The sequence below is a fragment of the Kineococcus esterisolvens genome (assembly GCF_050871405.1).
GTDB lineage: Bacteria > Actinomycetota > Actinomycetes > Actinomycetales > Kineococcaceae > Kineococcus.
This window is the reverse complement of record NZ_JBJLRI010000001.1, coordinates 168,096-193,695: the sequence shown is the minus strand read 5'-3', so window position 1 is coordinate 193,695 and position 25,600 is coordinate 168,096. Positions and strand designations below refer to the sequence as shown.

Genomic DNA, 25,600 nt, shown 5'->3' with positions numbered 1-25,600 from the left:
GCGTGCTCCGTTCGGGGCTCATCGGTCGCTCAGGGTCGGGTCGCCGGTGCGCCGTGCCGAGGAGCACCGGGTGAAGACAGTGCTGGAGATCGAGACCACCAAGCCGATCGGCACCCGTGAGCTGAACGGCTTCCTCGTCGGCATCGCCGCGACGATGCCGGGCTGCTTCGTGTCCCAGGGGCCCAGCACCCGCGGGCGGCTCACGGTGACCGTGCTGGCGCCCACGTCGCTGGCCCTGGAGGTGGCCGAGGAGGTCCTGGAGTCGCTGCCGCACCTGTGCGACTCCATCGCCTCGCTGTCCCTGCGCAAGCCGGTCAGCCGCCTCGAGGACTGACGGCCGCGAGCCGTCAGTCCTCGTCGCGCGGCACGCGGGTGGAGGTGCGCTGCACCACGTCGGAGTACTCCGGGTGGCGCTGGATCCAGCGCGAGACGAACGGGCACAGCGGCACCGCGGTCAGGCCGCGGGCGCGCACCTCGTCCAGCGCGTGGCGCACCACGGCCGAGGCGATGCCGCGGCTCTCGAAGCCCGGCAGGACCTCGGTGTGCGAGAAGACCAGGAAGCGCGGTGCGGGGGAGTAGACGGCCACGGCGGCCAGCTCCCCGCCCACCCGCCCCTCGAAGCGGGACAGCTCCGCGTTGTCGGCGACGACGAGCTCGTCGCCCGTGCCGGGCCGAGGTGCGTCCTGCGCGGGCGCGGGGGCGGTCTGGTGCGGGGTGGCGCTCACGGTGCCTCTCCTGTCGGTCGGGTCCCCGATCGGGGCGTCGGCCTCTCAGGTGCAGTGAACAGCCTCCGGCGCCGCGATGACACCCGGGTGTCCGCGGCGTGGCCCGGCCCGCGCCCCGGACGGCGCCCCGCGCCGCTCCCGCCGCGGTCCCCGCGCGTCTACCGTGTCCCGGTGACCGTCCCCGCCCAGCGCGTCCCCGCGGACGCCGGCGCCCCCCTCGTGCGGCGCTGGCGGCCGGGCTGGGAGCTGGACCTGGGCTGCACGGTCTCGGTGCTGCGCCGCGGCGCGCACGACCCGACGTTCCGCCGCGAGGCCGACGACAGCGTGCGCCGCGCCACACGCACCCCCGAGGGCCCCGCCCAGCTGCACCTGGTGGCGGTGCGGGGCGCCGGCGAGGTCGAGGCGCGCGCCTGGGGACCGGGCGCCCAGCTGGCGCTGGAGGGCGTCCCCGACCTGCTGGGCGCCGCCGACACCACCCACGCCGAGTTCGAGCCGCGCCGCGAGCACACCGCCCTGCGCGAGGCCTGGCGCGCCCACCCCTGCTGGCGCCAGCCCCGCACCGGGGCCGTCTTCGAGGCGCTCGCGGCCTCGGCCCTGGAGCAGGTCGTCACCACCCGCGAGGCGTTCGCCGGCTGGCGCCGCCTCGTGCTGCGCTTCGGCGAACCCGCCCCCGGCCCGGCGGGGCTGTGGGTGCCGCCGTCGCCCGCGGACTGGCTGGAGGTGCCCTCCTGGGAGTGGCTGGCCGCCGGCGTCGAGCTGCGCCGGCGCAGGGTGACGATCCTCGCCGCACCCCGCGCCGCCGCGCTGGAGCGCACCCTGGCGATGGACGCCGCGGCCGCCGACCGCGCCCTGCGCTCCCTGCCCGGGGTGGGGGTGTGGACGTCCGCGGAGGTGCGCGCCCGCGCCCACGGCCACCCGGACGCGTTCTCCTTCGGCGACCTGCACGTGGCCGCCGACGTCTCCTGGGCGCTGACCGGGGAGGTCCTCGACGACGCCGGCTGCGCCGAGGTCATCGAGTGCTACCGCGGGCACCGCTACCGCGTGCAGCGCCTGCTCGTCCTCGCCGGTGTGCACCGGCCACGCCGCGGCCCGCGCGCCGCCCCGCCCACCCACACGCCGAACCGCGCGCTGCGCGCGCACCGACCCCGCCGGGGCGGCTGAACCGGGCTGCTGGTGGGATGCACGGCGTGCGCGTGCTCCTCATCGGCTGGTCCAGCGTCCTGCACGGCGAGGCCACCGCGGGCGACCTCCTGAGCACCGAGGCCGTCGCGCAGCGGCTGCGCGCCGACGGCGCCGAGGTGGACCTCGCGTGGAGCCCGGCCGTGCTGCGCGCGCAGGGCCCCCGCGGCGGGGTGCTCTACGAGGACGCCGACGAGGTCCTGCGGGTGGACCCGGCCGCCTACACGCACGTCGTGTGGGCCTGCGGTCCGCTGACGGGCCGGCCCGTCGAACGCGTCCACGAGCGCTTCCCGCACGCCCGCCGCCTCGCCGTCGGCGTGTCCGTCCTGGACCCCGCCGAGGCGGCCGTCACCGGCTTCCACGCCGTCGTGCCGCGCGACGCGCCGGACCTCCCGGGCCGCCGCGACCTCGCCGCCCGCCCGGCCGTGGAGGGCGTGCCCGTCGTGGGCGTCTACCTCACCCGCGGGCAGGGCGAGTACGGCGCGCGCCGCCGCCACGACGAGGTCGCCGGCGCCCTCGCCGGCTGGCTCGGCGGCCTGGACGCGGCCCGCCTGGAGCTGGACACCCGGGTCGACCCGCGCGACTGGCGGCTGCCCGCCACCGCCGAGCAGGTCCTCGCCGTCGTGGCCCGCCTGGACGTCGTCGTCACCACCCGCCTGCACGGGCTGGTGCTCGCGCTGCGCTCCGGGGTGCCCGCGCTGGCCGTGGACCCCGTCGCCGGCGGCGGCAAGGTGAGCGCCCAGGCGCGCGCGTGGGGCTGGCCGGCGCTGCTGGGCGCCGAGGAGGTCCTCGCCCCCGACGGTGCCCTCGCGCTGGGCGAGCAGCTGGCCTGGTGCACCTCCGGCAGCGGCCGGGCCGCCGCCGCCCGCGCCCGGCGCGAGGCTCCCGCCGCCGGTGCCGAGCAGCTGCAGGCCCTGACCGCCGCCCTGCACGGCTGAGCGCCCCGTCGCGCCCCCCTCGCGCCCCCCGCGCGGCGCGTCAGCGCACCGGCGCCACCCGCACGACGGCCTCCCGCCCGCCGCTGCGCGTGAGCGTGCCCTCGAGGTCCTCCGTCCACAGCGCGGCCACCACCCGCTGCGCCAGCGCGCCCAGCTCGAAGGCGTCGTCGGCGGACAGGTGCAGCGCCGGCCCGGCGCCGTCGTCCTTGACCAGGCAGCGGCCCGTGCCGCCGGCCGTCGCGACGTCCGCGACGCGGGCCAGGCGCTCGGCCGGGGTGCCGGGCACCACCGGCGGCGCGTCGACCGCGGTGGCGCCGATCGCGGCGCGCACCGCCTCCACGTGCCCTAGGCGGAACCAGTCGGCCGCGGCCGCGCGCAGCAGCGAGCGCGCACCGGGGCCGTCGTCGGCGCCCACCCGTGCGGCCAGCCCGCGGATCAGGGCCGCGGGCACGCCGTCGGTCTTGCCCTTGACGAGGTCGGCGGTGGCGGCGACCTCGTCGGCGATGGCGCGGGCGGTGACGCTCATGGGCCGTCCGGAGGCGTCCAGCTCGCCGCGCAGGTCGTCCAGGACCGCCAGGCCCGCCACGCCCAGGGCGAAGTCCGTCTGGCCCTCGCGCCAGGCGCGACCGGCGGTGTCGGTGACGACCACGCCGACGTCCGCGCCGGTCAGCTCCCGCAGGCCCGCGCGCAGCGAGCGGGCCTCGGCGTCGGCGTCTGCGGGCAGCAGCAGCACGGTGCCGTCGGCGACGTTGGAGGCGTCCACGCCCGCCGCGGCCATCACCGGTCCGGCGGCGGACTGCACGACGCTGGCGAGCCCGGCGGGGGTGCGCCGCGCGGCGACGGTGCGCACCGACTGCGCGGCGATGACGGCCTCCCGCTCGGCCAGCGGGGCGGTCAGCCCGCGCGCCTTGGAGACCACCTTGCTGGACACGGCCAGGACGTCGCCGTCGACCAGGGAGGCGCGCTGGGCGTGCAGGGCGTCGACGAGCAGGCCGGCGAGGTCGTCGCCGGAGCGGACCTCGCCCACGCCGGTGATGCCCACGACCTGCAGGCTGGTGGCGGAGCGCATCACGCGGGCGCCACCTCCCCGGCGCGCTCCCCGGCCAGTTCCAGCGCCAGGTCCAGGGCGGCACCGGCCAGGGCGGCGGTCGCGGCCGGGCCGCTCATCAGCAGGGGGCGGCGGCGCACCGCCAGCGGGCGCGGCCCGGGTGCGGGCGCCTCGTCGCCCTCGGCGATGAGCCAGCCGTCGAGGAGGTCGGCGTACAGGCCGGCGACGGCGGCGGCGGTGGTGGGCACGCCGATCGCTGCCAGGCAGGCGTCGGCCATGCCGCGCACGGGTGCACCGCCGACGACGGGGGAGACGCCCACGACGGGGGCGGGGGTGTCGACCAGCGCCTGCCGGATCCCGGGCACGGCGAGGATCGAGCCGATGGACACGACGGGGTTGCTGGGCGGGAGCACCACGACGTCGGCCCCGCCCAGCGCCTCCAGGACGCCGGGCGCGGGCCGGGCGGCGGCGGCGCCCACGGGCTCGATGGCCAGCGCCGGCACCGCGGCGTGCAGGCGCACCCACCACTCCTGGAAGTGCACCCGTCGCCCGCCGGCCTCGCCGTCGTGGGCGGCGCGCTCGGCCTCGGGCACGGGGGCGAGGTCGACGTGGGTCTCCACGACGTCGTCCGTCATCGGCAGCAGCCGGGCGTCGGGGGCCCAGCGCCGGCACAGCTCCTCGGTGGCCCGCGACAGGGTGCGGCCCTCGGCGAGCGCCTGGGTGCGCACGAGGTGGGTGGCGATGTCCTTGTCGCCCAGGGTGAACCAGGTGGGGGTGCGCCCGTAGCGGGCCAGCTCGTCGGCGACCCCGGAGGTCTCCTCGCTGCGCCCCCAGCCGCGGGTCTCGTCGATGCCGCCGCCGAGGGTGTACATCACCGAGTCCAGGTCCGGGCTGATCCGCAGCCCGTGCAGGGTGACGTCGTCGGCGGTGTTGACGACGACCGTCAGTTCGGCCTCCCGGCGGGCCGGGTCGTCGCTGGAGCGCAGCGCGGCCAGCAGCCCGCGCAGGAAGCGGGCCCCGCCCACGCCGCCGGCCAGGGCCGTGATGCGCAGGGGTGGGGCGCCGGGAGCGCGCGCCGGGGTGCGGGCGGGAGTGGTGGAGCTCACGGCGCCATTGTCCCCGTCCCCGCCGCGGGAGGTCGGCGAGGGCGTCCGGGCGGGTGCCCGGGCGGGTGCCCGGGGTGGGCCGGACGGGTGGTCCGCCGGGTGCCCGCGGTGGGGTCCGTGAGGTCCCTGGGACGGTGGGGGCGCAGGTGATACCACGCCGGGCTTGACTAGTGCGGACGACACGCGTGTAATTCCACCAGTGGTGGTCTTGCGTGACCGTCGCGTCACCGGTAGTGACAGGCCGAGGCTGTGGGGGCTGCCCAGTGGAGATCGACGTCCAGCACATCGACGAGGACGGCGGCGTGCGTCGCCCGGAGCGGCCGGTCACGGCCGGCGGGCGGCCCGAGCTGCGGCTCGTCGCGCCCCTGCGCGAGGTGGCCCCCGCGGCCCCCTCGGCGCTCGACGCCCCGCCGACCGGCCTGTCCGGCCTGACGCCGGAGGACCCGGGCTGGCAGGAGCTGGCCCTGTGCGCGCAGACCGACCCCGAGGCGTTCTTCCCCGAGAAGGGCGGCTCCACCCGCGAGGCCAAGCGCGTCTGCCAGTCCTGCGAGGTGCGCCAGGAGTGCCTGGAGTACGCCCTGGGCAACGACGAGCGCTTCGGCATCTGGGGCGGGCTGTCCGAGCGGGAGCGCCGCCGCCTCAAGCGCCGCACGGGCTGAGGGCGCCCGGGGGGGGGCCGCGAGCCGGCCGGCCCGGCCCGCTCAGTCCTCGCCGTGGCGGGGGTCCACCTCCTCGGGGTCCAGCTCCAGCAGGTGCGCCACCTGCTCCACCACGACGTCGGCCACGAGGTCGTCGAGGTCCTCGCCGCTGGCGCGCGTCTCCATGGGCCGCCGGTAGAGCACCACCCGCGCGGGCCCGGCGCCGTCCGCGGGGAACAGCCGCCCCAGCGGGACCACCTCGTCCTCCCACGGGGCCGGGTCGGAGGGCGGGACGTCCTCGACCGCGAACTCGACGCCGGCGAGCTGCTCGGCCCAGCGCCGCTCCAGCAGCTCCACCGCGTCCAGCACCAGGTCGTCGAAGCGCTCGGCCCGCGTGCGGGAGGCCGGCAGGGACGCCGGCAGCAGCGGCCCGCGCAGGCCGCGCCCGTGGCGGTCGCGGCGCACGCGGCGACGCCGGCGGTGCGCGCGCGGGGTGGTCACCGGCGCAACGTACCAAGCCCGCCGCCTCCCCGCGTCGTGTCGCGACACGCTCGCGGGACGGTCGCGACACGGCACCCCGACCGCTGCGCTGCCCCCCGCCGCGCCCGATCGGCGGTAGCGTTCGCCGGGTGAACGCTCCCCGCACGAGTCCCGCCGGAGGCGGTGGCGGTCGTCACGGTGCAGCGGTGCGGCGGTGCTCGCGGACGGCGTGCGGCCGGACCGCGGTCGCGACCCTGACCTACGTGTACTCCGACTCCACGGCCGTCCTGGGCCCCCTCGCGGCCTACGCCGAGCCCCACTGCTACGACCTGTGCTCCGACCACGCCGAGCGGCTCACCGCCCCGCGCGGCTGGGAGGTCGTGCGCCTGGCGCCCGAGCTCGTCGAGGCCGCCGGCCGGCACGACGACCTGCTCGCGGTCGCCGAGGCCGTGCGCGACCGGCCCGGCACCCGCGCCGCGGTCGACCCCGACGCCCCGGCCGTGCGCCGCGGGCACCTGCGGGTGCTGCGCGAGGACCGCCTGCCCTGAGCCGCGGGAGGGTCCCCCGACCAGGTGCTCAAGCCGCGGCGGGAACCTGCCGATGACCGGGCTGTCGCCCCGCGTCGAGCTCTCCCGGAGGTCCCCGTGCCCGTCGGTCCCCGCACCACCCGCCGCTCCCGCGCCGCCCGCCCCGCCCCGCCGCTGGGGTCCCTGACGCAGTCCGTCCACCGCGACGGCTCCGCCTGCGGCTCCTGCGGCAGCGAGCGGGTCACCCAGCTGTCGATGTCGCTGACCGACGGCACGCCCGTGCGGTTCGTGTCCTGCCACGTGTGCGAGGAGCGCAGCTGGCTGTCCTCCGCCGGCCCGATGAGCGTGGACTCCGTCCTGGACCGCACCCGCAAGCAGTGAGGCCCCGCGGCGCCCCGTCGGGAGCGGCGGCCGGGTGCCCGCGACTCCCGCCGGGGCGCCGCCGGCGCTTGTAGGCTCCCCGCGTGACCCTCTCCCTGTCGTCCGTCGTCAAGGCCTACGACGTCCGGGGGGTCGTCCCCGACCAGCTCGACGCCGGGGTCGTGTGCGCCCTGGGGGCCGCCTTCGCCGAGGTGGTCGTGCTGCCCGAGGCGCCCGCCGGCGCCACCCCCCGCGCCGTCGTGGGCCACGACATGCGCCCCTCCTCCCCGGAGCTGTCGGCCGCCTTCGCCGACGGGCTGGCCTCCCGCGGCGTGGACGTCACGCTCGTCGGGCTGTGCTCCACCGACGGGCTGTACTTCGCCAGCGGCTCGCTGGACGTGCCCGGTGCGATGTTCACCGCCAGCCACAACCCCGCGCAGTACAACGGCGTCAAGCTGTGCCGGGCCGGTGCCCGGCCGGTGGGCCAGGAGACCGGCCTGGCCGCCGTGCGCGACCTCGCCCAGTCCTGGCTGGACGCCGGCGGCGTGCCCCCCGGCCCCGCCCGGCGCGGCCGGGTGTCCGAGCGGGACGTGCTCGCCGAGTACGCGGCGCACCTGCGCTCCCTCGTGGACCTGTCCGGCGCGCGGCCCCTGACGGTCGTCGTCGACGCCGGCAACGGCATGGCCGGGCACACCGTGCCCGCCGTGCTGGGTGCCGCGGCCGGGCTGCCGGCGCTGCCGCTGCGGGTCGAGGCGATGTACTTCGAGCTCGACGGCACCTTCCCCAACCACGAGGCCAACCCGCTGGACCCGCAGAACCTGCGCGACCTGCAGGCCGCGGTCCCGCGCGCCGGCGCCGACCTCGGCCTGGCCTTCGACGGCGACGCCGACCGCTGCTTCGTCGTCGACGAGAACGGCGACCCGGTCAGCCCCAGCGCCGTGACCGCGATGGTCGCCCGCCGCGAGATCGCCAAGGAGCGGGCCGCCGGCCGCGAGCCCCGCGTGATCCACAACCTCATCACCTCCCGGGCCGTGCCCGAGATCGTCGCCGAGGACGGCGGCGTGCCGGTGCGCACCCGCGTGGGCCACTCCTTCATCAAGCAGCGCATGGCCGAGGAGGGCGCGGTCTTCGGCGGTGAGCACTCCGCGCACTACTACTTCCGCGAGTTCTGGTCCGCCGACACCGGCATGCTGGCCGCCATGCACGTGCTGGCCGCGCTCGCCGAGTCCGACCGCCCGCTGTCGCGGCTGGCCGCCGAGTACGAGCGCTACGCCGCCAGCGGCGAGATCAACTCCACCGTCGCCGACGCCGCGGCCACCACCGCGCGGGTCCTGGCGGCCGAGCGGGAGCTGGCCGCGGCCGAGGGCCGGGAGCTGGAGGTGGACGACCTCGACGGGCTCACCGTCACCTCCCCGGGCACGGCCTCGGCGCCGATGTGGTGGTTCAACCTGCGCGCCTCGAACACCGAGCCGCTGCTGCGCCTGAACGCCGAGGGCGCCGACGCCGCCACGATGGCGCTCGTGCGCGACCGCGTCCTCGCCGTGGTGCGCGGGGACGCCCGGTGAGCGCCGCGACGCCCGGCCCCGCCGTCCCGCGGCTGGAGCCGTGGGTGCTGGAGCTGCTGCGCTGCCCGCTGAGCGGTGAGCCGCTGACGCCCGTGGAGGTGGACGGCGAGGTGTTCCTCGCCACCCCCGCCGGCATCCGCTACCCCGTCGCCGACGGCGTGCCGGTGCTGCTGGCCGACGAGGCGCTCGACGTGCCCGCGCACCTGCGGCCGCAGGAGCCCGGCGAGGGGGAGGAGCGCGCGTGAGCGCCCTGGACGAGACGCTGCTCGGCGACGGCGACGCCCTCACCGCTGCCGACCCCTCCGGCGTCCTGCGCTCCCTGGCGGGCGCCGGGGCGCAGGTGCGCGAGGCCGTGGAGCTGTCCGCCCGGGCCGGCGTGGGGCGCCTCGCCGGGGAGGGCCGGCCCCGCGCCGTCGTCGTCGCCGCCCTGGGCGGGGCCTCGGTGGTGACCGACGTCCTCACCGCCCTGGCCGGCCGGGGCTGCCCCGTGCCGCTGGTGGCACGCCGCGGCGGCCCGTTGCCCAGCTGGGTCGGCCCGCTGGACCTGGTGGTGGCCGTGTCGATGTCCGGGTACGCGCCCGGGCCGCTGGCGCTGGCGGGCGAGGCGGCCCGCCGCGGCGCCCGCGTGGTGACCGTGGGCGCGGAGGGCTCGCCGCTGGCGGCGGTCGGCACGGGCGGCGGCAACGTGCACGTGCCGCCGGCGCGCGGCGTGCGCGCCCTCGAGGCCGGCGCCCGCTCGTCCCGGGTCTCGCTGTGGTCGCTGCTGACGCCCGTGCTGCTCGCCGCCGACGCCCTCGACGTCGTGCGCACCTCGGCGGCCGAGCTCACCGCCGTCGCGGACCGGCTCGACGCCGAGGCGGAGGCGTGCCGGCCGTGGTCGGAGGCGTTCGTCAACCCCGCCAAGGTCCTGGCCGCGGAGCTCGCCGGCACCGTCCCGGTGGTCCTGGCCGACGGCGACCTGACCGCCGCGGCCGCCCGCCGCGCCGCGTCCATGCTGGCGCGCACCGCCCGGGTCCCGGCGGTCGCCGGGGCGCTGCCCGACGACGCCAGCGAGGTCGTGGCGACCTTCGGCGGCCCGTTCGCCGCGCGGCCCGAGGACGTGTTCGCCGACCCCTTCCTCGACGGTCCCGTCGGCCCGCGCCTGCAGCTGACGCTGCTGCGCGACGCCCCGGCCGCCGTGCCGGACGCCGAGCGGGTCGTGGCCGACGCGGTCGCCACCACCGCCGCCGACGCCGGCGTGCGGGTCAGCGAGGTCGTCGCCGAGCCGGGCGCCCCGCTGGTGCGGCTGGCGCAGCTCATCGCGCGCACGGACTTCGCAGCCGCCTACCTCGCGCTGGCCTCCGGCACGGACCCCGCCGCGTCCCCGCAGGTGGCGGACCTGCGCCGGCGCCTGGCGTGAACGCGCGGCGGGCACCCGCCGGGCCCGGGCGCCACGCGCGCCGCGCCCGGTGCCGGAACCGGCGCGTACCCTGGGAGGGCTCCGGCGTCCGGTGATGCCGAGTGGCCCAGAGGGGCCGCGCCGGGAGTCCACGCCACCGATCCCCCGGAGGGGTAGTCCCGCATGACGTTCGAGTTCGAGGTCCGCGACCTCTCCCTCGCCGAGGCCGGTCGCCACGAGCTGCGCCTGGCCGAGCACGAGATGCCGGGCCTGATGGCCCTGCGCGCCGAGTTCGGCGAGTCCCAGCCGCTGGCCGGCGCCCGCATCGCCGGCTCGCTGCACATGACCGTGCAGACCGCCGTGCTCATCGAGACCCTCACCGCGCTGGGCGCGCAGGTCCGCTGGGCCAGCTGCAACATCTTCTCCACCCAGGACCAGGCCGCCGCCGCCGTCGTGGTGGGCTCCGGCACCCCCGACGCGCCCGCCGGCTCGCCGGTGTTCGCCTGGAAGGGCGAGACCCTCGAGGAGTACTGGCGCCTGGCCGAGCGCATCTTCGACTGGGGCACCGACGCCGACGGCCACCGCATCGGCCCCAACATGATCCTCGACGACGGCGGCGACGCCACCATGCTCGTCCTGGAGGGCAAGCGCTTCGAGGCCGCCGGGGCGGTGCCCGAGCCCACCGAGGACGACTCCGAGGAGTACCGCGTCGTCCTGGAGCTGCTGCGCACCTCGCTCGCGCAGGACCCCCAGCGCTGGACGCGCGTGGCCGAGGGCGTCCAGGGCGTCAGCGAGGAGACCACCACCGGCGTGCACCGCCTGGCGGAGTACCACCGCAGCGGCGTGCTGCCCTTCCCGGCGATCAACGTCAACGACGCCGTCACCAAGTCGAAGTTCGACAACAAGTACGGCACCCGCCACTCCCTCATCGACGGCATCAACCGCGCCACCGACGTCCTCATCGGCGGCAAGGTCGCGGTCGTGTGCGGCTACGGCGACGTCGGCAAGGGCTGCGCGGAGTCGCTGTCCGGGCAGGGCGCCCGCGTCATCGTCACCGAGATCGACCCCATCAACGCCCTGCAGGCCGCGATGGACGGCTACCAGGTCGCGCGCCTGGAGGACGTCGTCGAGACCGCCGACATCGTCGTCACCGCCACCGGCAACCGCGACGTCGTCATGGCGCGCGACATCGTCCGCATGAAGCACCAGGCGATCCTGGGCAACATCGGCCACTTCGACAACGAGATCGACATGGCCGGCCTGGCCCGCGTGCCCGGCGTGGAGAAGGTCGAGATCAAGCCGCAGGTGCACGAGTGGCGGATCCCCGCCTCCGACGGCGTCCCCGCGCACAGCGTCATCGTGCTCTCCGAGGGCCGCCTGCTGAACCTCGGCAACGCCACCGGCCACCCGAGCTTCGTCATGTCGAACTCCTTCGCCAACCAGGTCCTGGCGCAGATCGAGCTGTTCACGAAGGCCGGGTCCTACCCGGTGGGCGTGCACGTCCTGCCCAAGCTGCTCGACGAGAAGGTCGCCCGCCTGCACCTGGACGCCCTCGGCGTGCGGCTGACGGAGCTGACCAAGACGCAGGCCGACTACCTCGGCGTCGACGTCGCCGGCCCGTACAAGACCGACGAGTACCGGTACTGAGGAACTGAGGCCCACAGACCGCCCGGCGCCCCCACGGGGGCGCCGGGCGGTCGGCGTCCCGCCGCACGCACGGCCGGGCGACACCCCCCACGAGGAGCACCATGCCGGACCTGAGCGACCTGCACCGGGCACTGTCCGCGGTCCTGATCGCCGACCGCCCCCTCGGCGACGTCCTGGCCGAGGTCGTCGGGATCGCCCGCCAGGCGCTGCCCGGGGCGGAGGCCGTCTCCACCACCCTGCTGCGCGGCGACAAGGCCTTCACCGCCGCCTACGACGGGCGGATGGCGGTGGACGCCGACGAGATGCAGTACGAGCGCGGCCACGGCCCCTGCATGGACGCCGGGCGCGCGGGGGAGGTCTTCGTCGTCGAGGACATGTCCACCGAGGACCGCTGGCCCGACTACGCCCGCGCCGCCGCCGCCGCCGGCGTCGGCAGCTCGATGTCCCTGCCGCTGCCCGTGCAGGGGCGCAGCCTCGGCGGGCTGAACTGCTACTCCTCCCGCCCCCGCGCCTTCGGCGAGCAGGAGCTGGCCGTCGGCCAGGAGGTCGCCGTCCTCATCGCCGTCGCCGTCGCCAACGCCGACGCCCACGCCCGGTCCACGGAGGACGCGGAGAACATGCGCCGCGCGATGGCCTCGCGCGCCGTCATCGAGCAGGCCAAGGGCGTCCTCGTCGAGCGCCACCGGATCACCCCAGAGCAGGCGTTCACCCTGCTGACGCACGCCTCGCAGAACACCAACGTCAAGCTGCGCGAGGTCGCCGAGGAGCTGGTGACCACCGGCGTGCTGCGCGGCGCCGTCCGCTGAGACCCACCCGCCCGGTGGCGGGGCCGGTGCCGTCCGATCCGTCCACGACGAACCGCCCGGTCGCCGCCAGGGTGGGCCCGTGGACACCCGACCCGCACCCCGCCTGGACCTGATCGGCCTCGTCGTCGCCGACGTGGCCGCCTCCCTCGCCTTCTACCGGCGCCTCGGCCTGGACCTCCCGGCCGAGGCCGACGGGCTCGCGCACGTCGAGACGACCCTGCCCGGCGGGCTGCGCCTGGCTTGGGACGCCGAGGACGTCGTGCGCTCCTTCGACCCGGGCTGGACGCGGCCCACCGGAGGGCACCGCACCGCCCTGGCCTTCGACTGCGGCACGCCCGCCGGAGTCGACGAGGTGTTCGCCGACCTCGTCGCGGCCGGGGCCGGACCGCACCTGCCGCCGTGGGACGCCGCCTGGGGCCAGCGCTACGCCGTCGTGCTCGACCCCGACGGCGGTGCGGTGGACCTCTTCGCCCCGCTCACCCGCGCAGCCGGCTGAGCGTCGTGCCGGTCAGCGCCCGCACCTCCCGCGCCAGGTGCTGCTGGTCGGCGTAGCCGGTCGCCGCCGCCACCAGCGCCGCCGGCTGCCCCGCCCGCGAGGCGGCCAGCGCCCGCTGCAGCCGCAGCACGCGCGCGAGCGTCTTCGGCCCGTACCCGAACGCCACCAGGCTGGTGCGGTGCAGGCGGCGCTCGCCGACCCCCAGGTCAGCGGCGACCCGGGCCACCGGCAGCCCCTGCGCCAGCAGGCGGGCGGCGTGCCGCACCAGCGGCTCCGGGGGCGGTGAGCGGCGCACCAGGGAGGCCGCGACGGCGTCGAGGGCCGCCGCGGGGTCGGCGGCGGTGGCGACGCGCTCGGTGAGCTCGCGCACCCGCGCCGCACCCCACACGTCGGCCAGCGGCACCCGCCGGTCGCGCAGGTGCACCGCCGGCACGCCCAGCACCGCCGGCGCCAGGCCCGGTGGCAGCCGCACCCCCGCCCACGGCCCGCCGGGCCCGCCGGCGTGCGCGCGGGTGTCCGGGCCCGCCACGACCAGCTCGCGACCGGACCACAGCAGGTCCGCGCAGCCGTCGGGCAGGACCAGCCCGGGGGTGTCGCCGGGCGCCGGCCGGTGCGTCCACCGCACCGCGCCCGGCACCGCCGACGCGCGCTCCTCGTACACCCCGCCCAGTGTGCTCGACGGGTGCGCCCGCCGGGTGTCCCCGCGGGTGCGCTCGACGGACGCACGTCCCGAAGCGCATTCCGCGCCTCCCGGCCCCGCGGTGGGTGCGGAGCCGCTCAGCGCCGCCCGATGGAGCGCTCCAGCTCCGCGGTGCGCCGGGCCCGCGCCTGCATCCGGGCCAGCTCGCGGTCGCGGCGCTCGACGAGGACGGCGGCGAGGAAGCGCTCGGGGTCGGTGCCCGCGGGCGGTGGCGGCGCGACGTGCGGCAGCAGGGACCCCGCCAGGGAGGCGCTCAGCGCACCGCGCGAACCGGCGTGCAGGGAGGCCGCCCGCGCCAGGAACTGCCGGGCGGCCACGACGGTGCCGTCGGGCAGCCGCCCGATGTCGGCCTGCCGCGCCCAGCCCGCCAGCTCCGGCGGCATCGGCGGCAGCGGCACGTGCCGCGCCGCGGTGCGCTCGCGCACCACGTAGGTGCCGGCCATCAGGTCGCCGATGCGCTTGCCGCGCCCGTTCAGCAGCGCGCAGATGATCGCCGGGCTGCCCACCAGCGACCACAGCTCGAAGAAGCCCGCCAGGGCCCGCACCAGGGCGTGCCGGAAACGCACCGGGCCGCCGTCGTCGCGCACGGCCCGCACGCCCGTGACGAGCTTGCCCAGCGACCGGCCGCGGGTGGCGGTCTCCACCGCCGTGGGGATGCCGACGAGGCACAGCACCGTCTCGGCGAGCACGACCGCCGCGGTGGCCGCCTCGTCGGTGCTGGACAGCAGGGCCTGCGAGGCGTACAGCAGCGCACCCAGGACCAGCAGCTGCGCCACCGCGTCGATCGCCGCGGACAGCGCCCGCGACGCGAACGACGCCGCCCGCAGCCCCAGCACGACGGCCTCGCCGGTGACGACGTCGCCCACGGGGTCGGCCAGCCGCGGGCCGGTGGTGCCCGGCGGGGGCCCGGCGGGGGCCACGGGCGCGGGAGGGACCGCGGGCCGCGGGGCGTCGGTCGGTGCCACCCGGGCACGGTACCGGCCGCCGCCCCGGCCCCACCGCTGCGTCGTCCCCGTGGCGTCCCCGTGGCGTCCCCGTGGCGTCCCCGTGGCACCCCGGCCGCGCAGCCCGCCGCCGTCACTACTGTGGCCGGGTGGACGTCGACGCCTTCCGGGCCGTGCACGAGCAGGAGTGGGCGCGGCTGCGCGAGCTGGTGGGCCGCCGGCACCCCAGCGGTGCGGAGGCCGACGAGCTGGTGCGCCTGTACCAGCGCACCGCCACCCACCTGTCGGTGCTGCGCTCGGCGCAGGCCGAGCCGGTCCTGCTGGACCAGCTCTCCACGCTCCTCGTGCGTGCGCGCTCCCGCCTGACCGGCTCGCGCTACACGGCCTGGAACCAGCTGGCGCACTTCGCCGGGCGGGGGCTGCCCGCGGCGCTGTGGCGGGTGCGCTGGTGGAGCCTGGCCGCCGCCGCGTACACGATCGTCCTGGCCACCGCGGCCGGGGCGTGGGTGACGGGCAACCCGCGCGTGCAGGCCAGCCTCTTCGGCTCCGACGAGGACATCCGCCGGCTGGTGGAGGAGGACTTCGCCGGCTACTACTCCGAGTACGCCAACGCCTCCTTCGCCGGGCGGGTCTGGACGAACAACGCCCTGGTCGCCGCCACCTGCGTCGTGCTCGGCATCACCGGGGTGTTCGTGCTGGTGGCCCTGACGCAGAACGCCCTCAACGTCGGCCTGCAGGGCGGGCTCCTCGTCGACAACGGCCGCGGCGAGGTGTTCTTCGGGCTCATCGCCCCGCACGGCATCCTCGAGCTGACGGCCGTGTTCGTCGCCGCCGGTGCCGGGCTGAAGCTGTTCTGGACGTGGGTGGCGCCCGGTCCGCGCACGCGCGCGCAGGCGCTGGCCGTCGAGGGGCGCGCGATGGTCGGCCTGGCCCTGGGCCTGGTGGTCGTGCTGTTCGTGTCAGGCCTCATCGAGGGGTTCGTCACGCCCTCGCAGCTGCCCACCGCGGCGCGCGTCGGCATCGGTGTCCTGGCCGAGGTGGCGTTCCTGCTGTACGTGGTGCTGCTGGGCCGCCCGGCCGCCGCGGCGGGGGAGACCGGCGACGTGGAGGCCCGCTTCGCCGGCGACGTCGCACCCGTGCGGGGCTGAGCCCGCGAGCCGGTGGGCGCGCGGGCCGCACGGCCCCTCAGAGCCGCCCGGCGGCCTTCAGGGCCAGGTAGCGGTCGGCCAGGGCCGGCGCCAGCTCGTCGGGTGCTGCGTGCACCACCTCCACGCCCAGCCTGCTCAGCAGCGCCGCGGTGGCCTCGCGCTCGGCGGCGGCCGTCTCCGCCGCGGCGGCCGTGTACACCTGCTCGGCGTCGCCGCGGCCGCGGGCCAGCCGCGCCAGCGACGGGTCGTCCACCGCGGCCAGCACCACCGTGTGCCGCGCGGCGAGCTGTTCCAGCGCCGCCACCAGCCCGGAGTCCAGCACCGAGGAGTCCAGGGCCGTCAGCAGCACCACCAGCGCCCGCTGCCGCGCCATCGAGCGCACCTGAGCGGTCACCGCGTCCCAGTCGGCCTCCACCAGGGACGGTTCCAGCCCGGCCAGCGCCTCCACGAGGCTCGGCAGCAGCGCGGTGCGCGAGCCGCCCCGCACCCGGGCCCGCACCCCGCGGTCGTGCGCGACCAGGTCGACGCGGTCGCCGGCGCGCGCGGCCAGCGCCGCCGTCAGCAGCGCCGCCTCGATCGCGGCGTCGAGGCGCACCTCCACACCGCCGGGGCCGCCGCCGATGCGCGCGGCGGCGGTGCGGGAGGCGTCCACCACCAGCACCACCCGCCGGTCGCGCTCGGGGCGCCAGGTGCGCACCACCACCGACTGCCGGCGCGCGGTGGCCCGCCAGTCGATGGAGCGCACGTCGTCGCCGTCGACGTAGTCGCGCAGCGAGTCGAACTCGGTGCCCCGGCCGCGGTGCTGCACGGCGCTGCGCCCGTCCAGCTCCCGCAGCCGCGCCAGCCGGGAGGGCAGGTGCCTGCGGGAGGTGAACGGCGGCAGCACCCGCAGCCGCCCCGGCAGGGCGCGCGAGCGCTGCCGGGCGGCCAGCCCCAGCGGCCCGGTGCAGCGCACGGTGACGCGGTCGGCGAGGCGGTCCCCGCGGCGGGTGGGCACCAGCACGGTGGTCAGCCGCCGCCGCTCCCCGGGCGGCAGGTCCAGGGCGTGCCGCTCCCCGCGCGCGCCCGCCGACGGCTGCCACGCGTCGCGCAGCACCCCCCGCACCCGCCGGTGCCCGGTGTTGACGACGAGCAGCTCGGCGGTGCACGGCTCGCCCAGCCGCACCGCCGGCAGCGGAGCGCGCCGCACGTCCAGCGCACGAGGGGACGCGGCCAGGGCGACGTCCACCGCCACCAGCGCGGCCGACAGGCCGAGCCACACCCAGAAGGCCGCCCAGCCCGGCCGCAGCGCCACCGCCGCGAGCCCGAGCAGCACCAGCAGCGGCGCCCGCCCCGTCAGCGCCACGAGGTGCCCCCCACCGCCGGGCTCACCGCGGCACGGGCACGGTGCTGAGCACCGAGTCCAGCACCGCGTCCACGCTCACCCCGTCCAGCTCCGCCTCCGGCCGCAGCTGCACCCGGTGCCGCAGCGTGGGCCGGGCCAGGTCCTTGACGTCGTCGGGGGAGACGTAGTCGCGCCCCGACAACCACGCCCAGGCGCGGGCCGTGGCCAGCAGCGCCGTCGCACCGCGGGGGGAGACGCCCAGCGCCAGGGACGGGGACGAGCGGGTCGCCCGGCACACGTCCACGACGTAGCCGAGCACCTCCCGCGAGACCTGCACGGCGCGCACCGCGCGGGTGGCCAGCTCCAGGTGCGCGGGGGTGGCCACCACCCGCACCCCGGCCGCGGCCAGGTCGCGCGGGTCGAAGCCGGCGGCGTGGCGGGCCAGCACCTCCACCTCGTCCTCCCGGGCGGGCAGCGGCAGCGTCAGCTTCAGCAGGAACCGGTCCAGCTGCGCCTCGGGCAGCGGGTAGGTGCCCTCGTACTCCACCGGGTTCTGGGTGGCGGCCACGATGAACGGCGACGGCAGCGGCCGCGGCACCCCGTCCACGGACACCTGCCGCTCCTCCATGGCCTCCAGCAGCGACGCCTGCGTCTTGGGGGGCGTGCGGTTGATCTCGTCGGCCAGCAGCAGGTTCGTGAAGACGGGCCCCTCCCGGAAGCTGAACCGGGAGGTCTGCGCGTCGTAGACCAGGGAGCCGGTGACGTCGCCGGGCATCAGGTCCGGCGTGAACTGCACCCGCTTGGTGTCCAGCTCCAGCGCCGCCGCGAGGGTGCGCACCAGGAGCGTCTTGGCCACGCCGGGCACGCCCTCCAGCAGGACGTGCCCGCGGCACAGCAGCGCGATGACCAGGCCGGTGACGGCCGGCTCCTGGCCGACGACGGCCTTGGCGACCTCCTGGCGCACCGCGCGCAGCGCCTCGCGCGCCTCGTCGACGCCGGGGCCGTCCACCGGGACGGCCGCACCTCGGCTCGGGCCGTCGGGCGTGCGGGCCGAGGCGTCGGGCGGTCCTGCGGGGGTGTGGCTCACGTGCTGCCCTTCCGTGCGGGGGTGCGGTTCCGGGGTGGTGGTGGGGCGGTCAGGTGCTGCGCGCACGCACCCGGCGCTCCAGGTCGTCCAGGTCGACGGCCAGGCGCACCAGCGCCGGGTCGTCGGCGGGAGCGGGCCCGTCGAGCAGCGCGAGCACCTGCGGCGCGGGGTGGCCGGTCAGCCGCGCCACCTGGTCGGCGACGTCGGCGGGCCCGGCGGAGGCGTCCACCCGCACCAGCGCGCGCAGCCGCCGCAGCGTCGCCGCCCGCAGCGAGGCCGCCGCGCGGTCGCCGGCACGGGCCGCGGCGTACAGCCGCCCGTGCCCCTCGACGGTCTCCGCGGCGCGCACCACCACCGGCAGCGGCTCGGGGACCAGCCGCCCCAGGCGCCGTCCGCGCCACAGCGCCGTGGTCAGCCCGGCCACCAGCAGCAGCGCACCGGCCGGCGCCACCCACCGAGGCGCCAGGGACGTCAGCGGCACGACGGGGGAGTCGGTGTCCAGCGGGTCCGGCAGGTACCAGACCACGGTCGGCGAGGCGCCCAGAGTGCGCAGGGACAGCGCGGCGTTGCCGTCCAGGGCGGCGTAGCGGTTGGTCAGCACGTCGCCCTGGCCCAGGACCACGAGCTCACCGCGGCCGGTGGCGGGGTCGGCGGGCACCCGCACGTACGAGCCGCCGTAGCAGGAGGTGCCCTCGGCGCCGGCGCGCAGTGCGTAGGTCCGCCCGCCCGCCCGAGCGTCGCCGGCCGCGGCGGGGGCGGGGGCCGCGCAGTCCGGGTCCAGCACCCGCTCGGCGGCCGTGCCGGTGGTGCGCACGTCGGGGGCCACGGCGTCCAGGGCGGTGGCCGTGGGCTCGACCAGCACCAGGCGCGCGCCGGCGGCGGCCAGCGCCTCCCAGCGCTCGGCCGACAGCAGGTCCGGGGCCGTGACGAGCACGGTGGTGCCCGGGCCGCCCTCGCGGACCGCCTCCAGGGCCGCGTCGAAGGAGCGCTCCTGGAGCACCCGCGGGCCCTGCGCCTGCAGCACCCGCGCCACGGCGCGGGCGCCCTCCGGGGCGGTGGAGTCCGCCGCCAGCGCCTCGCGCGAGGTGCGCGGGGACAGCAGGGTCAGCAGCAGCACCAGGCCCACCACCAGCGCGGCGACCAGCACCGGCCCGCGCAGGCGGCCGCGGGCGGCACCGGCCGGGGCGACGACGTCCAGCGGCCCGGCCCCGGTGGCCCCGGTGGCCCCGGCGGCGCCGCGGGGGGCGCTCGCGGGGGCGCCGACGCCGCTCACCGCCCGGTCCCCCCGTCGTCCGGGGCTGCCGGCACGAGCGGGCGCGCGGCGGCCACCTCCTCCAGCACGCGGCGCAGGGCGGCGTCGGTGGCGGCCGAGGCCGGCCGCCCGCCGTAGCGCACGTCGTCGAAGGACCGGGCCGCGCTGGTCAGGCCCGGCGCACAGCCGGGCAGCGCGAGCGCGGCCTCGACGGCGACCTCGTGCGCGGTGCGGCCCGGCCGGCGGTCCAGCAGGGCGCGTTCCTCCAGCGAGCGCACCAGGGCCCGGAACCGCTCGGCCACGGCCTCGTCCCAGCGGCCCCGGGCGGCGGCCTCGTCGGCGCGGCGCACGTGCTCCGAGGACGGTTCCGGACCGGCCTCGAACACCTCCTCGGCGCGCGGCGCCCCGCCGCTGCGCCGCAGCGGGCCGGCCACCAGCAGCACCACGACCACCACGGACACGAGCAGCACGGCCACGACGAGCGCCGCCGTCCAGCCGGACCCCAGACCCGGCACCTGCACGGCGCTGACCCGCTCCACCAGCCAGTCCCAGGCCCGCACCAGCCAGGAGGCGCGCTCCTGGCGGTACTCGCGCCCCGCCAGCTCCTCGGCGAGCAGGCGGCGGGCCTCCTCGCGCCCCGGCAGCACCGGTGCGCCCGCGGTGCGCAGCCGGCTCACCCGCCCGAGGCGGCGCGGTGCAGCTCCACGTCCAGTCCCTCGCGCCGCATCCGCAGGTCCACGTACACCAGCGCCGTCACCGAGGCCAGGAAGGGGTACCCGACGACGCTGCCGACGATGGACCCCAGGGTGCTGACGGCCTGGGAGAGGACCAGCGCCCACCCCGTCGAGCCGGTGCCCACCGCGGCCGCCAGGACGGTGCCCAGCAGGGTGAAGGGCGTGGCGACCGCCGTCACCAGGACGCCCACGACCACCGCCGTCAGCAGCAGGATGCCCAGGGTGCGCCAGAACGCCCCGCGCGTCAGCCGCCACGAGCGGCCCAGGGAGCGGCGCACGGACAGCCCCTCCAGCAGCAGCACCGGCGTGGCCATCGACCACTTCACCCACAGCCACACGGCGATCGCCGCCCAGCCGAGCACGCCCGCCAGCAGCAGCACGGTCCCGGTGGCCGCAGCGGCCGTCCCGTCGGCCAGGGCCAGCACGCCCGCGCCGGGCACCAGCGCCACCGCCCCGGCGGCGCTGGCGAGGGTGACGGTCACCGCCACCAGCAGCAGCCCGCCCAGCCGTCGCCGGCTGACGCGCCACAGCTCGCCGAGGGAGATGGTGCGGCCCAGCACGGCCCGGCTGACGCTGAGGATGAGCATGCCGTTGAGGACCTGCACGGCGACCACCTGCACCAGGCCGCTCACCACGACCAGCGGCACGGACGTCTGCAGCGCGTCCAGCACCTGCGCGGCGTCGCCGGTACCGGTCTCCACCTGCGTGGTGGCGCGCACGAGGTCGCGCGTGGCGACGATCGAGGCCACCAGCGTGACCAGCGAGGTGGCGACGACGACGAGCGCGGACAGGCCCACCATGACGCGGGGGTTCTGCCGGAAGGCGCGGAACGCGCCGTCCCAGATCTCGCCCAGCCCCAGCGGGCGCAGCGGCACGATCCCCGGCCGGGGCGGGTGGGCGGCGGGGGCCTCCTGCCAGCCCGCGCCCGCCCAGCCGGGCGCGGCGGGGGGCGGTCCGGCGTCCTCGGGGCCGCCGGGCGCACCCGGTCCGCTCCCGCCCGGTGCCCCGTCCGCGCCGGGGGAGGCCCACCCGCTCCCCGGCTCGCCCGGGCCCTGCCACTGGCTCATCGACCCCGTCCTCGATCGTCCTGCGCCCCATCGTGCCAGAGGCGCTCCGGCGCGGTCCCCGGCCCGAGGCGGCGGCCCGCCGGGGACCGCGCCGGCCCGTCCCCGGGCGTGGCCCGCGGCGCCCGGGCCGCGCGGCGGGCAGGATGGCCCCATGAGGGGACGCGTGCTGGTGGTCGACGACGACACCGCGCTCGCCGAGATGCTGGGCATCGTGCTGCGGGGCGAGGGCCTCGAGACGCGGTTCTGCGCCGACGGCGACGCGGCGCTGGAGGCGTTCCGCGCCACCCGCCCGGACCTGGTGCTGCTGGACCTGATGCTGCCCGGCACCGACGGCATGGAGGTGTGTCGGCTGATCCGGTCCGAGTCGGGGGTGCCGATCGTCATGCTGACCGCCAAGAGCGACACCGTCGACGTGGTGCTGGGCCTGGAGGCCGGCGCGGACGACTACGTCGTCAAGCCGTTCAAGCCCAAGGAGCTGGTCGCGCGGGTGCGGGCCCGGCTGCGCTCGGCGGGGGAGCGGCCGCCGGAGACGCTGCGCATCGGCGACCTGACGATCGACGTGGCCGGGCACTCGGTGCGCCGCGACGGCCGCTCGCTGCCGCTGACGCCGCTGGAGTTCGAGCTGCTGGTCACCCTGGCCCGCAAGCCCTGGCAGGCGTTCACCCGCGAGGTCCTGCTGGAGCAGGTGTGGGGGTACCGGCACGCGGCCGACACCCGGCTGGTCAACGTCCACGTCCAGCGGCTGCGCTCGAAGATCGAGCGCGACCCCGAGCACCCCGAGATCGTCGTGACCGTCCGCGGAGTGGGGTACCGCGCGGGGCCGCTGTGAGGGCCGGCGCGGGGGGCGTCGGGCGCGCGGCCCGGCGGCCGCGGGGCTCGCGGGCCGCGCGGGTGCGCGCGCTGCGCCGCGGCGCCGGGCGGGGCCTGCTGCGCCGCTGGCGCGGTTCGCTGCAGCTGCGCGTGGTGGCCACCACCACCGCGCTGGGCCTGCTCGTGGCCGTGGCGGTCGGCACCTACCTGCTGGACGCCGTCGCGGACGGGCTCGTGGAGGAGCGGCGGCGCGTGGCCCTGGCCGACGCCGCGCGCGCCGCCGCGACGGCCCAGGCCCAGTTCGACGCCTCCACCCCCGGCACCGCCGCCGACGTCGAGCAGCTGGCCGGCGACGTCGTCTCGGCGCTGGAGGGCCCCGGTCCCGACCGGCTGCGGGGCGTGCTCCTGCTGGCCCCGCCGGACGCCGCCGGCGACGAGGGCGCCGCCCCCGTGCGCGACCTCGCCTCCGACGGCCTGTCCCCGGCGGACGTCCCCGACCCGCTGCGCCGGGCCGTGCGCACCTCCGGCGTGCAGCAGGTGCAGCTGACCGACCTGTCCGGCGGCACCGGGGCGCCCAGCCTCGTCGTCGGCTCCACCGTGACGCTGCCGCGCGCGGGCGAGCGGGAGCTGTACTTCGTGTACCCGCTGACCAGCGAGCAGCGCACCACCGGGCTGGTGCGCACGACGCTGGCCGGCGGGGGCCTGGCGCTGGTGGTCCTCGTGGGCACGCTCACCTGGGTGGTGACCCGGCTGGTCGTGCAGCCGGTGCGCGAGGCGGCGGGGAAGGCCGAGCGCCTCGCCGGGGGCCACCTGGACGAGCGGATGCGCACGCGCGGCAGCGACGACTTCGCCCGGCTGGCGGCGGCCTTCAACGGGATGGCGGCGGGGATGCAGGAGCACATCGGCCGGCTGGAGGAGCTCTCGCGGCTGCAGCAGCGCTTCGTCTCCGACGTCAGCCACGAGCTGCGCACCCCCTTGACGACGATCCGGATGGCCGGGGAGGTGCTGCACGACGCCCGTTCCGGCTTCGACCCGGTCGCCGCGCGCTCGGCGGAGCTGCTGATGACGCAGCTGGAGCGCTTCGACACGCTCCTGTCGGACCTGCTGGAGATCAGCCGCTTCGACGCGGGTGCCGCGGCGCTGGAGCCGGACCCGCAGGACGTGCGCGCCCTGGTGCACCGCGTGGTGGACTTCACGGCCGCGCTCGCCGAGCGGCGCGGCAGCACCGTCCTGGTCTCCGCGCCGGCCTCGCCGTGCACGGCGGAGGTGGACGCCCGGCGCATCGAGCGGGTGCTGCGCAACCTGCTGGGCAACGCGGTGGAGCACGGCGAGTCGCGGCCCATCGAGGTGACGGTGGCGTGCGACGAGTGGGCGGTGGCCGTGGGGGTCCGCGACCACGGCGTCGGCCTGGCGCCCGCGCAGCTGCCCCGGGTGTTCGACCGCTTCTGGCGCGCGGACCCCGCGCGGGCGCGCACCACCGGCGGCAGCGGCCTCGGCCTGGCCATCGCCCTGGAGGACACCCGGTTGCACGACGGCCGGCTGGAGGTGTGGGGCAGCCCGGGCCACGGCTGCCACTTCGTGCTCACGGTGCCGCGCTCGGTGGGGCGCCCGCTGCGCTCCCGCCCGCTGCCGGTGGTGCCGCTGGGCTGGCGCGAGCCCGTGGCGGCGCTGCCGGCAGGGCGCTCCTGGCCGGGCCCGGGCGCGGGTGGTGGTGGCGGCGCCCGGCCCGCTCCCGTCACGGGTGCGGACGGCGCGCCGTGAGCGGCCCCGGCGCGGGCGGGGGGGCCCGGCCGCCGCGGCGGTCCGTGCTGGTGCTGGCGCTGGCCGCCGCGACCGGGTGCGCGGGGCTGCCCCGGTCGGGACCGGTGGTGGCGGGCTCGCGCGTGCAGGACGACCCGCGCCTGGGTCTGCTGCAGGTCGTGCCGGAGGGCCCGGCGGACGGCGCCGGACCGGTGGAGGCGGTGCGGGGCTTCCTGCTGGCCGCCGCGGCGGGGCCGGCGGGCGAGGCGGTGGCGCGCGAGTTCCTGTCGGTGGCCGCGCGCCGCACGTGGCGCCCCGGCGTGTCCACGACCGTGCTGGGCGAGACCCCCCGCGTGGAGCCGGCCGGCGGCCCCCAGCCGGACGGCACGACCTCGGTGCTGGTGTCCGCGCCGGCGGTGGCGGACGTCGACGCGGGCGGCCGCTACGTCCAGCGGCCCCCGGGCGGCTCGGTGCAGCGCACGCTGCGGCTCGTGCGCGAGGAGGGCCGCTGGTGCGTGGACGTGCCCGGCGACGGGCTGCTGATGACGCTCGTGGAGGCCTCCCGGTCGCTGCGCGCCTTCCCCGTCCACTTCGCCACGGCCGACGCCGCGCAGCTGGTGGGCGACGTGCGCTGGTTCCCCTACGACTCCTCCACCGCCACCCGCGTGGTCACCGAGCTGCTCGCCGGTCCCTCGGGCTGGCTGGCGCCGGCGGTGTTCAGCGGCGCTCCCCGGGGAACGCGGCTGCGCACCGGCACGGTGCCCCTCTCGGGCGCCGCCGCGGTCGTGGACCTCACCGCGCCGGCGCTGCGGACCACCCCGCGCCAGCGCGGCGTGCTGCTGGCGCAGCTGCGGGCCGGCCTGACGCGCCTGCCGGGCGTCGAGGAGGTGGTGGTGCGCGTGGACGGCGCCGACCTGACGCGGGAGCAGGGGCCGTCGCCGGCCGCGGACCCGCCGCTGGTGCTGCCCGTGCCCGACCCCCGGCTGGTGCTGGCGGGCCCCTCGGGGATCTCGCGGTGGGGCGCGGGAGCGGTGCAGCCGGTCGAGGGCCTGTCCGCCGGCGGGGAGCACCCCGCGGCCGCGGTGGACGGTTCGTGCTACGCGTGGCTGGCGCAGGGGGGGCGCGCGCTGCACGTGCAGCGGCCCGGGACGGCGAGCCCGGTCGCTCTGGACGCGGCAGCGGTGCCCGGGGGCGCGGCGGTGTTCGCCCCCCCGTCGGTCGACCGGCACGGGTGGGTGTGGGCGGCGCCCGCCGCGTCGGGGGCCTCCCCGGCGGTGCTGCCGGCGGCGGACCCCGGGGCGGCGCCCGCGCTCGTGCGGCAGCCGGACGCGGGGCTGGGGGGACGACCGGTGCGGGTGCGCGTCTCCCGGGACGGGGCGCGGCTGCTCGTGGTGACCGAGGACGTGGACGGGGGGACGCGGGTGCGGGTGCACGCCGTGGTCCGCGTGCCCGGCGGCCGCCCGGTGCGGCTGGGGGCGGCCTCACCGGAGCTCGCGCCCGGCAGCGGCCCGGTGCTGGACGCCTCCTGGCTGGGGGACGACCGCGTCGTGCTGCTGGTGCGGCCCGCCGCCGGGCGGGACCCGGTGGTGCTCCTCTCGCAGGTCTTCGGGCCGTTCCAGCAGCTGGCCCCCGTGGCGGGCGCGGAGTCGGTGGCCGCCGGCGCCGGCGACCGGGACGTCGTGGTCGGTACCGCCGACGGCCGCCTGCTGGTGCGCAGCGGGGCCGGCTGGGCACCGCTCGCGCCGGGGCGGCACCCCTCCTACCCGGGGTAGCCCGCTGCCCGCTGCCCGGGTCGGCCGGGCGCCGTCCCGGTCGCCGCGGGAGCAGCAGCCGGGCGCCCGCGCCGGAGCCGGTGCGTGCTGTGGACGGTGCCCTCGTGCGCCCCCGGTGCCGGGCAGCCT

General features: G+C 78.4%; 27 protein-coding genes. 16 read left to right on the top strand and 11 right to left on the bottom strand.

All coding sequences use genetic code 11. The annotated features are described in order from the left end of the window. The first annotated feature begins 70 nt into the window (after window positions 1-70). Entirely contained in the window at window positions 71-334 is a 264-nt protein-coding gene (locus ACRYR8_RS00905; protein ID WP_432482183.1) for a hypothetical protein, read from the top strand. Between the two features lie 13 nt (window positions 335-347). On the opposite strand, the gene ACRYR8_RS00900 is transcribed toward ACRYR8_RS00905, so the two are convergent. Then, on the bottom strand, window positions 348-725 hold the full coding sequence (locus tag ACRYR8_RS00900) for a GNAT family N-acetyltransferase (RefSeq protein WP_432482182.1): 378 nt from the start codon (window positions 723-725) through the stop codon (window positions 348-350). A gap of 171 nt (window positions 726-896) precedes the next feature. On the opposite strand from ACRYR8_RS00900, the gene ACRYR8_RS00895 reads away from it, so the two are divergent. Further along, a complete protein-coding gene (locus tag ACRYR8_RS00895) occupies window positions 897-1,886 on the top strand; it encodes a DNA-3-methyladenine glycosylase family protein (RefSeq protein ID WP_432482181.1) in 990 nt (329 codons plus the stop codon). A gap of 17 nt (window positions 1,887-1,903) precedes the next feature. Continuing rightward, on the top strand, window positions 1,904-2,842 hold the full coding sequence (locus tag ACRYR8_RS00890; RefSeq protein ID WP_432482180.1) for a polysaccharide pyruvyl transferase family protein: 939 nt from the start codon (window positions 1,904-1,906) through the stop codon (window positions 2,840-2,842). A 40-nt stretch (window positions 2,843-2,882) separates the two neighbouring features. Here the strand turns inward: ACRYR8_RS00890 and cofE are convergent, their stop codons facing one another. Then, window positions 2,883-3,911: a coenzyme F420-0:L-glutamate ligase gene (gene cofE, locus ACRYR8_RS00885; RefSeq protein WP_432482217.1), complete on the bottom strand. Its 1,029-nt coding sequence runs from the start codon at window positions 3,909-3,911 to the stop codon at window positions 2,883-2,885. After that, window positions 3,911-4,942: a 2-phospho-L-lactate transferase gene (gene cofD, locus ACRYR8_RS00880; RefSeq protein WP_432482216.1), complete on the bottom strand. Its 1,032-nt coding sequence runs from the start codon at window positions 4,940-4,942 to the stop codon at window positions 3,911-3,913. Before cofD ends, cofE begins: the two co-directional genes overlap by 1 nt. A 473-nt stretch (window positions 4,943-5,415) precedes the next feature. On the opposite strand from cofD, the gene ACRYR8_RS00875 reads away from it, so the two are divergent. Beyond that, window positions 5,416-5,655 (top strand): WhiB family transcriptional regulator, encoded by a 240-nt coding sequence (locus ACRYR8_RS00875; RefSeq protein ID WP_432482215.1) that lies wholly within the window; start codon window positions 5,416-5,418, stop codon window positions 5,653-5,655. Between the two features lie 42 nt (window positions 5,656-5,697). On the opposite strand, the gene ACRYR8_RS00870 is transcribed toward ACRYR8_RS00875, so the two are convergent. Beyond that, entirely contained in the window at window positions 5,698-6,135 is a 438-nt protein-coding gene (locus ACRYR8_RS00870) for a metallopeptidase family protein (RefSeq protein ID WP_432482179.1), read from the bottom strand. A gap of 128 nt (window positions 6,136-6,263) precedes the next feature. Between ACRYR8_RS00870 and ACRYR8_RS00865 the strand changes: the two genes are divergently transcribed. The 8 genes from ACRYR8_RS00865 to ACRYR8_RS00830 all read left to right on the top strand — a co-directional run bounded on the left by ACRYR8_RS00865 (window position 6,264) and on the right by ACRYR8_RS00830 (window position 12,893). Beyond that, window positions 6,264-6,662: a DUF3499 domain-containing protein gene (locus ACRYR8_RS00865; RefSeq protein ID WP_432482178.1), complete on the top strand. Its 399-nt coding sequence runs from the start codon at window positions 6,264-6,266 to the stop codon at window positions 6,660-6,662. Window positions 6,663-6,758: 96 nt separating this feature from the next. Then, a complete protein-coding gene (locus ACRYR8_RS00860; RefSeq protein WP_432482177.1) occupies window positions 6,759-7,022 on the top strand; it encodes a hypothetical protein in 264 nt (87 codons plus the stop codon). A gap of 83 nt (window positions 7,023-7,105) precedes the next feature. Next, entirely contained in the window at window positions 7,106-8,566 is a 1,461-nt protein-coding gene (locus ACRYR8_RS00855; protein ID WP_432482176.1) for a phosphomannomutase/phosphoglucomutase, read from the top strand. After that, the gene (locus tag ACRYR8_RS00850; protein ID WP_432482175.1) at window positions 8,563-8,811 is read left to right on the top strand and encodes a Trm112 family protein; all 249 of its coding nucleotides are present in this window, start codon (window positions 8,563-8,565) and stop codon (window positions 8,809-8,811) included. The genes ACRYR8_RS00855 and ACRYR8_RS00850 overlap by 4 nt, the downstream gene beginning before the upstream one ends. Beyond that, window positions 8,808-9,965, top strand: coding sequence for an SIS domain-containing protein (locus ACRYR8_RS00845; RefSeq protein WP_432482174.1), 1,158 nt, complete (start codon window positions 8,808-8,810; stop codon window positions 9,963-9,965). Before ACRYR8_RS00850 ends, ACRYR8_RS00845 begins: the two co-directional genes overlap by 4 nt. 162 nt (window positions 9,966-10,127) lie before the next feature. Beyond that, on the top strand, window positions 10,128-11,591 hold the full coding sequence (gene ahcY / locus ACRYR8_RS00840) for an adenosylhomocysteinase (protein ID WP_432482173.1): 1,464 nt from the start codon (window positions 10,128-10,130) through the stop codon (window positions 11,589-11,591). A 101-nt stretch (window positions 11,592-11,692) separates the two neighbouring features. Then, complete coding sequence (locus ACRYR8_RS00835) at window positions 11,693-12,397, top strand: GAF and ANTAR domain-containing protein (RefSeq protein WP_432482172.1); 705 nt, start codon at window positions 11,693-11,695, stop codon at window positions 12,395-12,397. 79 nt (window positions 12,398-12,476) lie between these two features. Continuing rightward, window positions 12,477-12,893, top strand: a complete 417-nt coding sequence (locus ACRYR8_RS00830) for a VOC family protein (protein ID WP_432482171.1) — start codon at window positions 12,477-12,479, stop codon at window positions 12,891-12,893. Here ACRYR8_RS00830 and ACRYR8_RS00825 read toward each other — a convergent pair. Together ACRYR8_RS00825 and ACRYR8_RS00820 are read right to left on the bottom strand one after the other, a co-directional pair. Further along, window positions 12,874-13,554, bottom strand: coding sequence for a helix-turn-helix transcriptional regulator (locus ACRYR8_RS00825; protein ID WP_432482170.1), 681 nt, complete (start codon window positions 13,552-13,554; stop codon window positions 12,874-12,876). The two genes, ACRYR8_RS00830 and ACRYR8_RS00825, sit on opposite strands and share 20 nt — an antisense overlap. Before the next feature lie 116 nt (window positions 13,555-13,670). Beyond that, window positions 13,671-14,558, bottom strand: coding sequence for an RDD family protein (locus tag ACRYR8_RS00820; RefSeq protein ID WP_432482169.1), 888 nt, complete (start codon window positions 14,556-14,558; stop codon window positions 13,671-13,673). A gap of 128 nt (window positions 14,559-14,686) precedes the next feature. Here ACRYR8_RS00820 and ACRYR8_RS00815 point away from each other — a divergent pair, with 128 nt between their 5' ends. Then, window positions 14,687-15,685 carry a stage II sporulation protein M gene (locus tag ACRYR8_RS00815; RefSeq protein ID WP_432482168.1) on the top strand — a complete coding sequence of 333 codons (999 nt, stop codon included), beginning with the start codon at window positions 14,687-14,689 and terminating at the stop codon, window positions 15,683-15,685. Between the two features lie 37 nt (window positions 15,686-15,722). Here ACRYR8_RS00815 and ACRYR8_RS00810 read toward each other — a convergent pair whose 3' ends face one another. The 5 genes from ACRYR8_RS00810 to ACRYR8_RS00790 form a co-directional block, all read right to left on the bottom strand. After that, on the bottom strand, window positions 15,723-17,030 hold the full coding sequence (locus ACRYR8_RS00810; RefSeq protein ID WP_432482167.1) for a DUF58 domain-containing protein: 1,308 nt from the start codon (window positions 17,028-17,030) through the stop codon (window positions 15,723-15,725). 22 nt (window positions 17,031-17,052) lie between these two features. Then, on the bottom strand, window positions 17,053-18,018 hold the full coding sequence (locus ACRYR8_RS00805) for an AAA family ATPase (protein ID WP_432482214.1): 966 nt from the start codon (window positions 18,016-18,018) through the stop codon (window positions 17,053-17,055). A gap of 127 nt (window positions 18,019-18,145) precedes the next feature. After that, on the bottom strand, window positions 18,146-19,369 hold the full coding sequence (locus tag ACRYR8_RS00800; protein ID WP_432482166.1) for a DUF4350 domain-containing protein: 1,224 nt from the start codon (window positions 19,367-19,369) through the stop codon (window positions 18,146-18,148). Next, window positions 19,366-20,025, bottom strand: a complete 660-nt coding sequence (locus tag ACRYR8_RS00795; protein WP_432482165.1) for a DUF4129 domain-containing protein — start codon at window positions 20,023-20,025, stop codon at window positions 19,366-19,368. The genes ACRYR8_RS00800 and ACRYR8_RS00795 overlap by 4 nt, the downstream gene beginning before the upstream one ends. After that, a complete protein-coding gene (locus ACRYR8_RS00790; RefSeq protein ID WP_432482164.1) occupies window positions 20,022-21,149 on the bottom strand; it encodes a glycerophosphoryl diester phosphodiesterase membrane domain-containing protein in 1,128 nt (375 codons plus the stop codon). The genes ACRYR8_RS00795 and ACRYR8_RS00790 overlap by 4 nt, the downstream gene beginning before the upstream one ends. 151 nt (window positions 21,150-21,300) lie before the next feature. Between ACRYR8_RS00790 and mtrA the strand changes: the two genes are divergently transcribed. From mtrA to ACRYR8_RS00775, 3 genes are read left to right on the top strand one after another with little or no spacing between them, the layout of a single operon-like run. Continuing rightward, window positions 21,301-21,978 (top strand): MtrAB system response regulator MtrA, encoded by a 678-nt coding sequence (mtrA, locus tag ACRYR8_RS00785; RefSeq protein WP_432482163.1) that lies wholly within the window; start codon window positions 21,301-21,303, stop codon window positions 21,976-21,978. Then, window positions 21,975-23,720, top strand: a complete 1,746-nt coding sequence (gene mtrB, locus ACRYR8_RS00780; RefSeq protein ID WP_432482162.1) for an MtrAB system histidine kinase MtrB — start codon at window positions 21,975-21,977, stop codon at window positions 23,718-23,720. The genes mtrA and mtrB overlap by 4 nt, the downstream gene beginning before the upstream one ends. After that, complete coding sequence (locus ACRYR8_RS00775; protein WP_432482161.1) at window positions 23,717-25,471, top strand: LpqB family beta-propeller domain-containing protein; 1,755 nt, start codon at window positions 23,717-23,719, stop codon at window positions 25,469-25,471. The genes mtrB and ACRYR8_RS00775 overlap by 4 nt, the downstream gene beginning before the upstream one ends. Window positions 25,472-25,600: the final 129 nt, after the last annotated feature.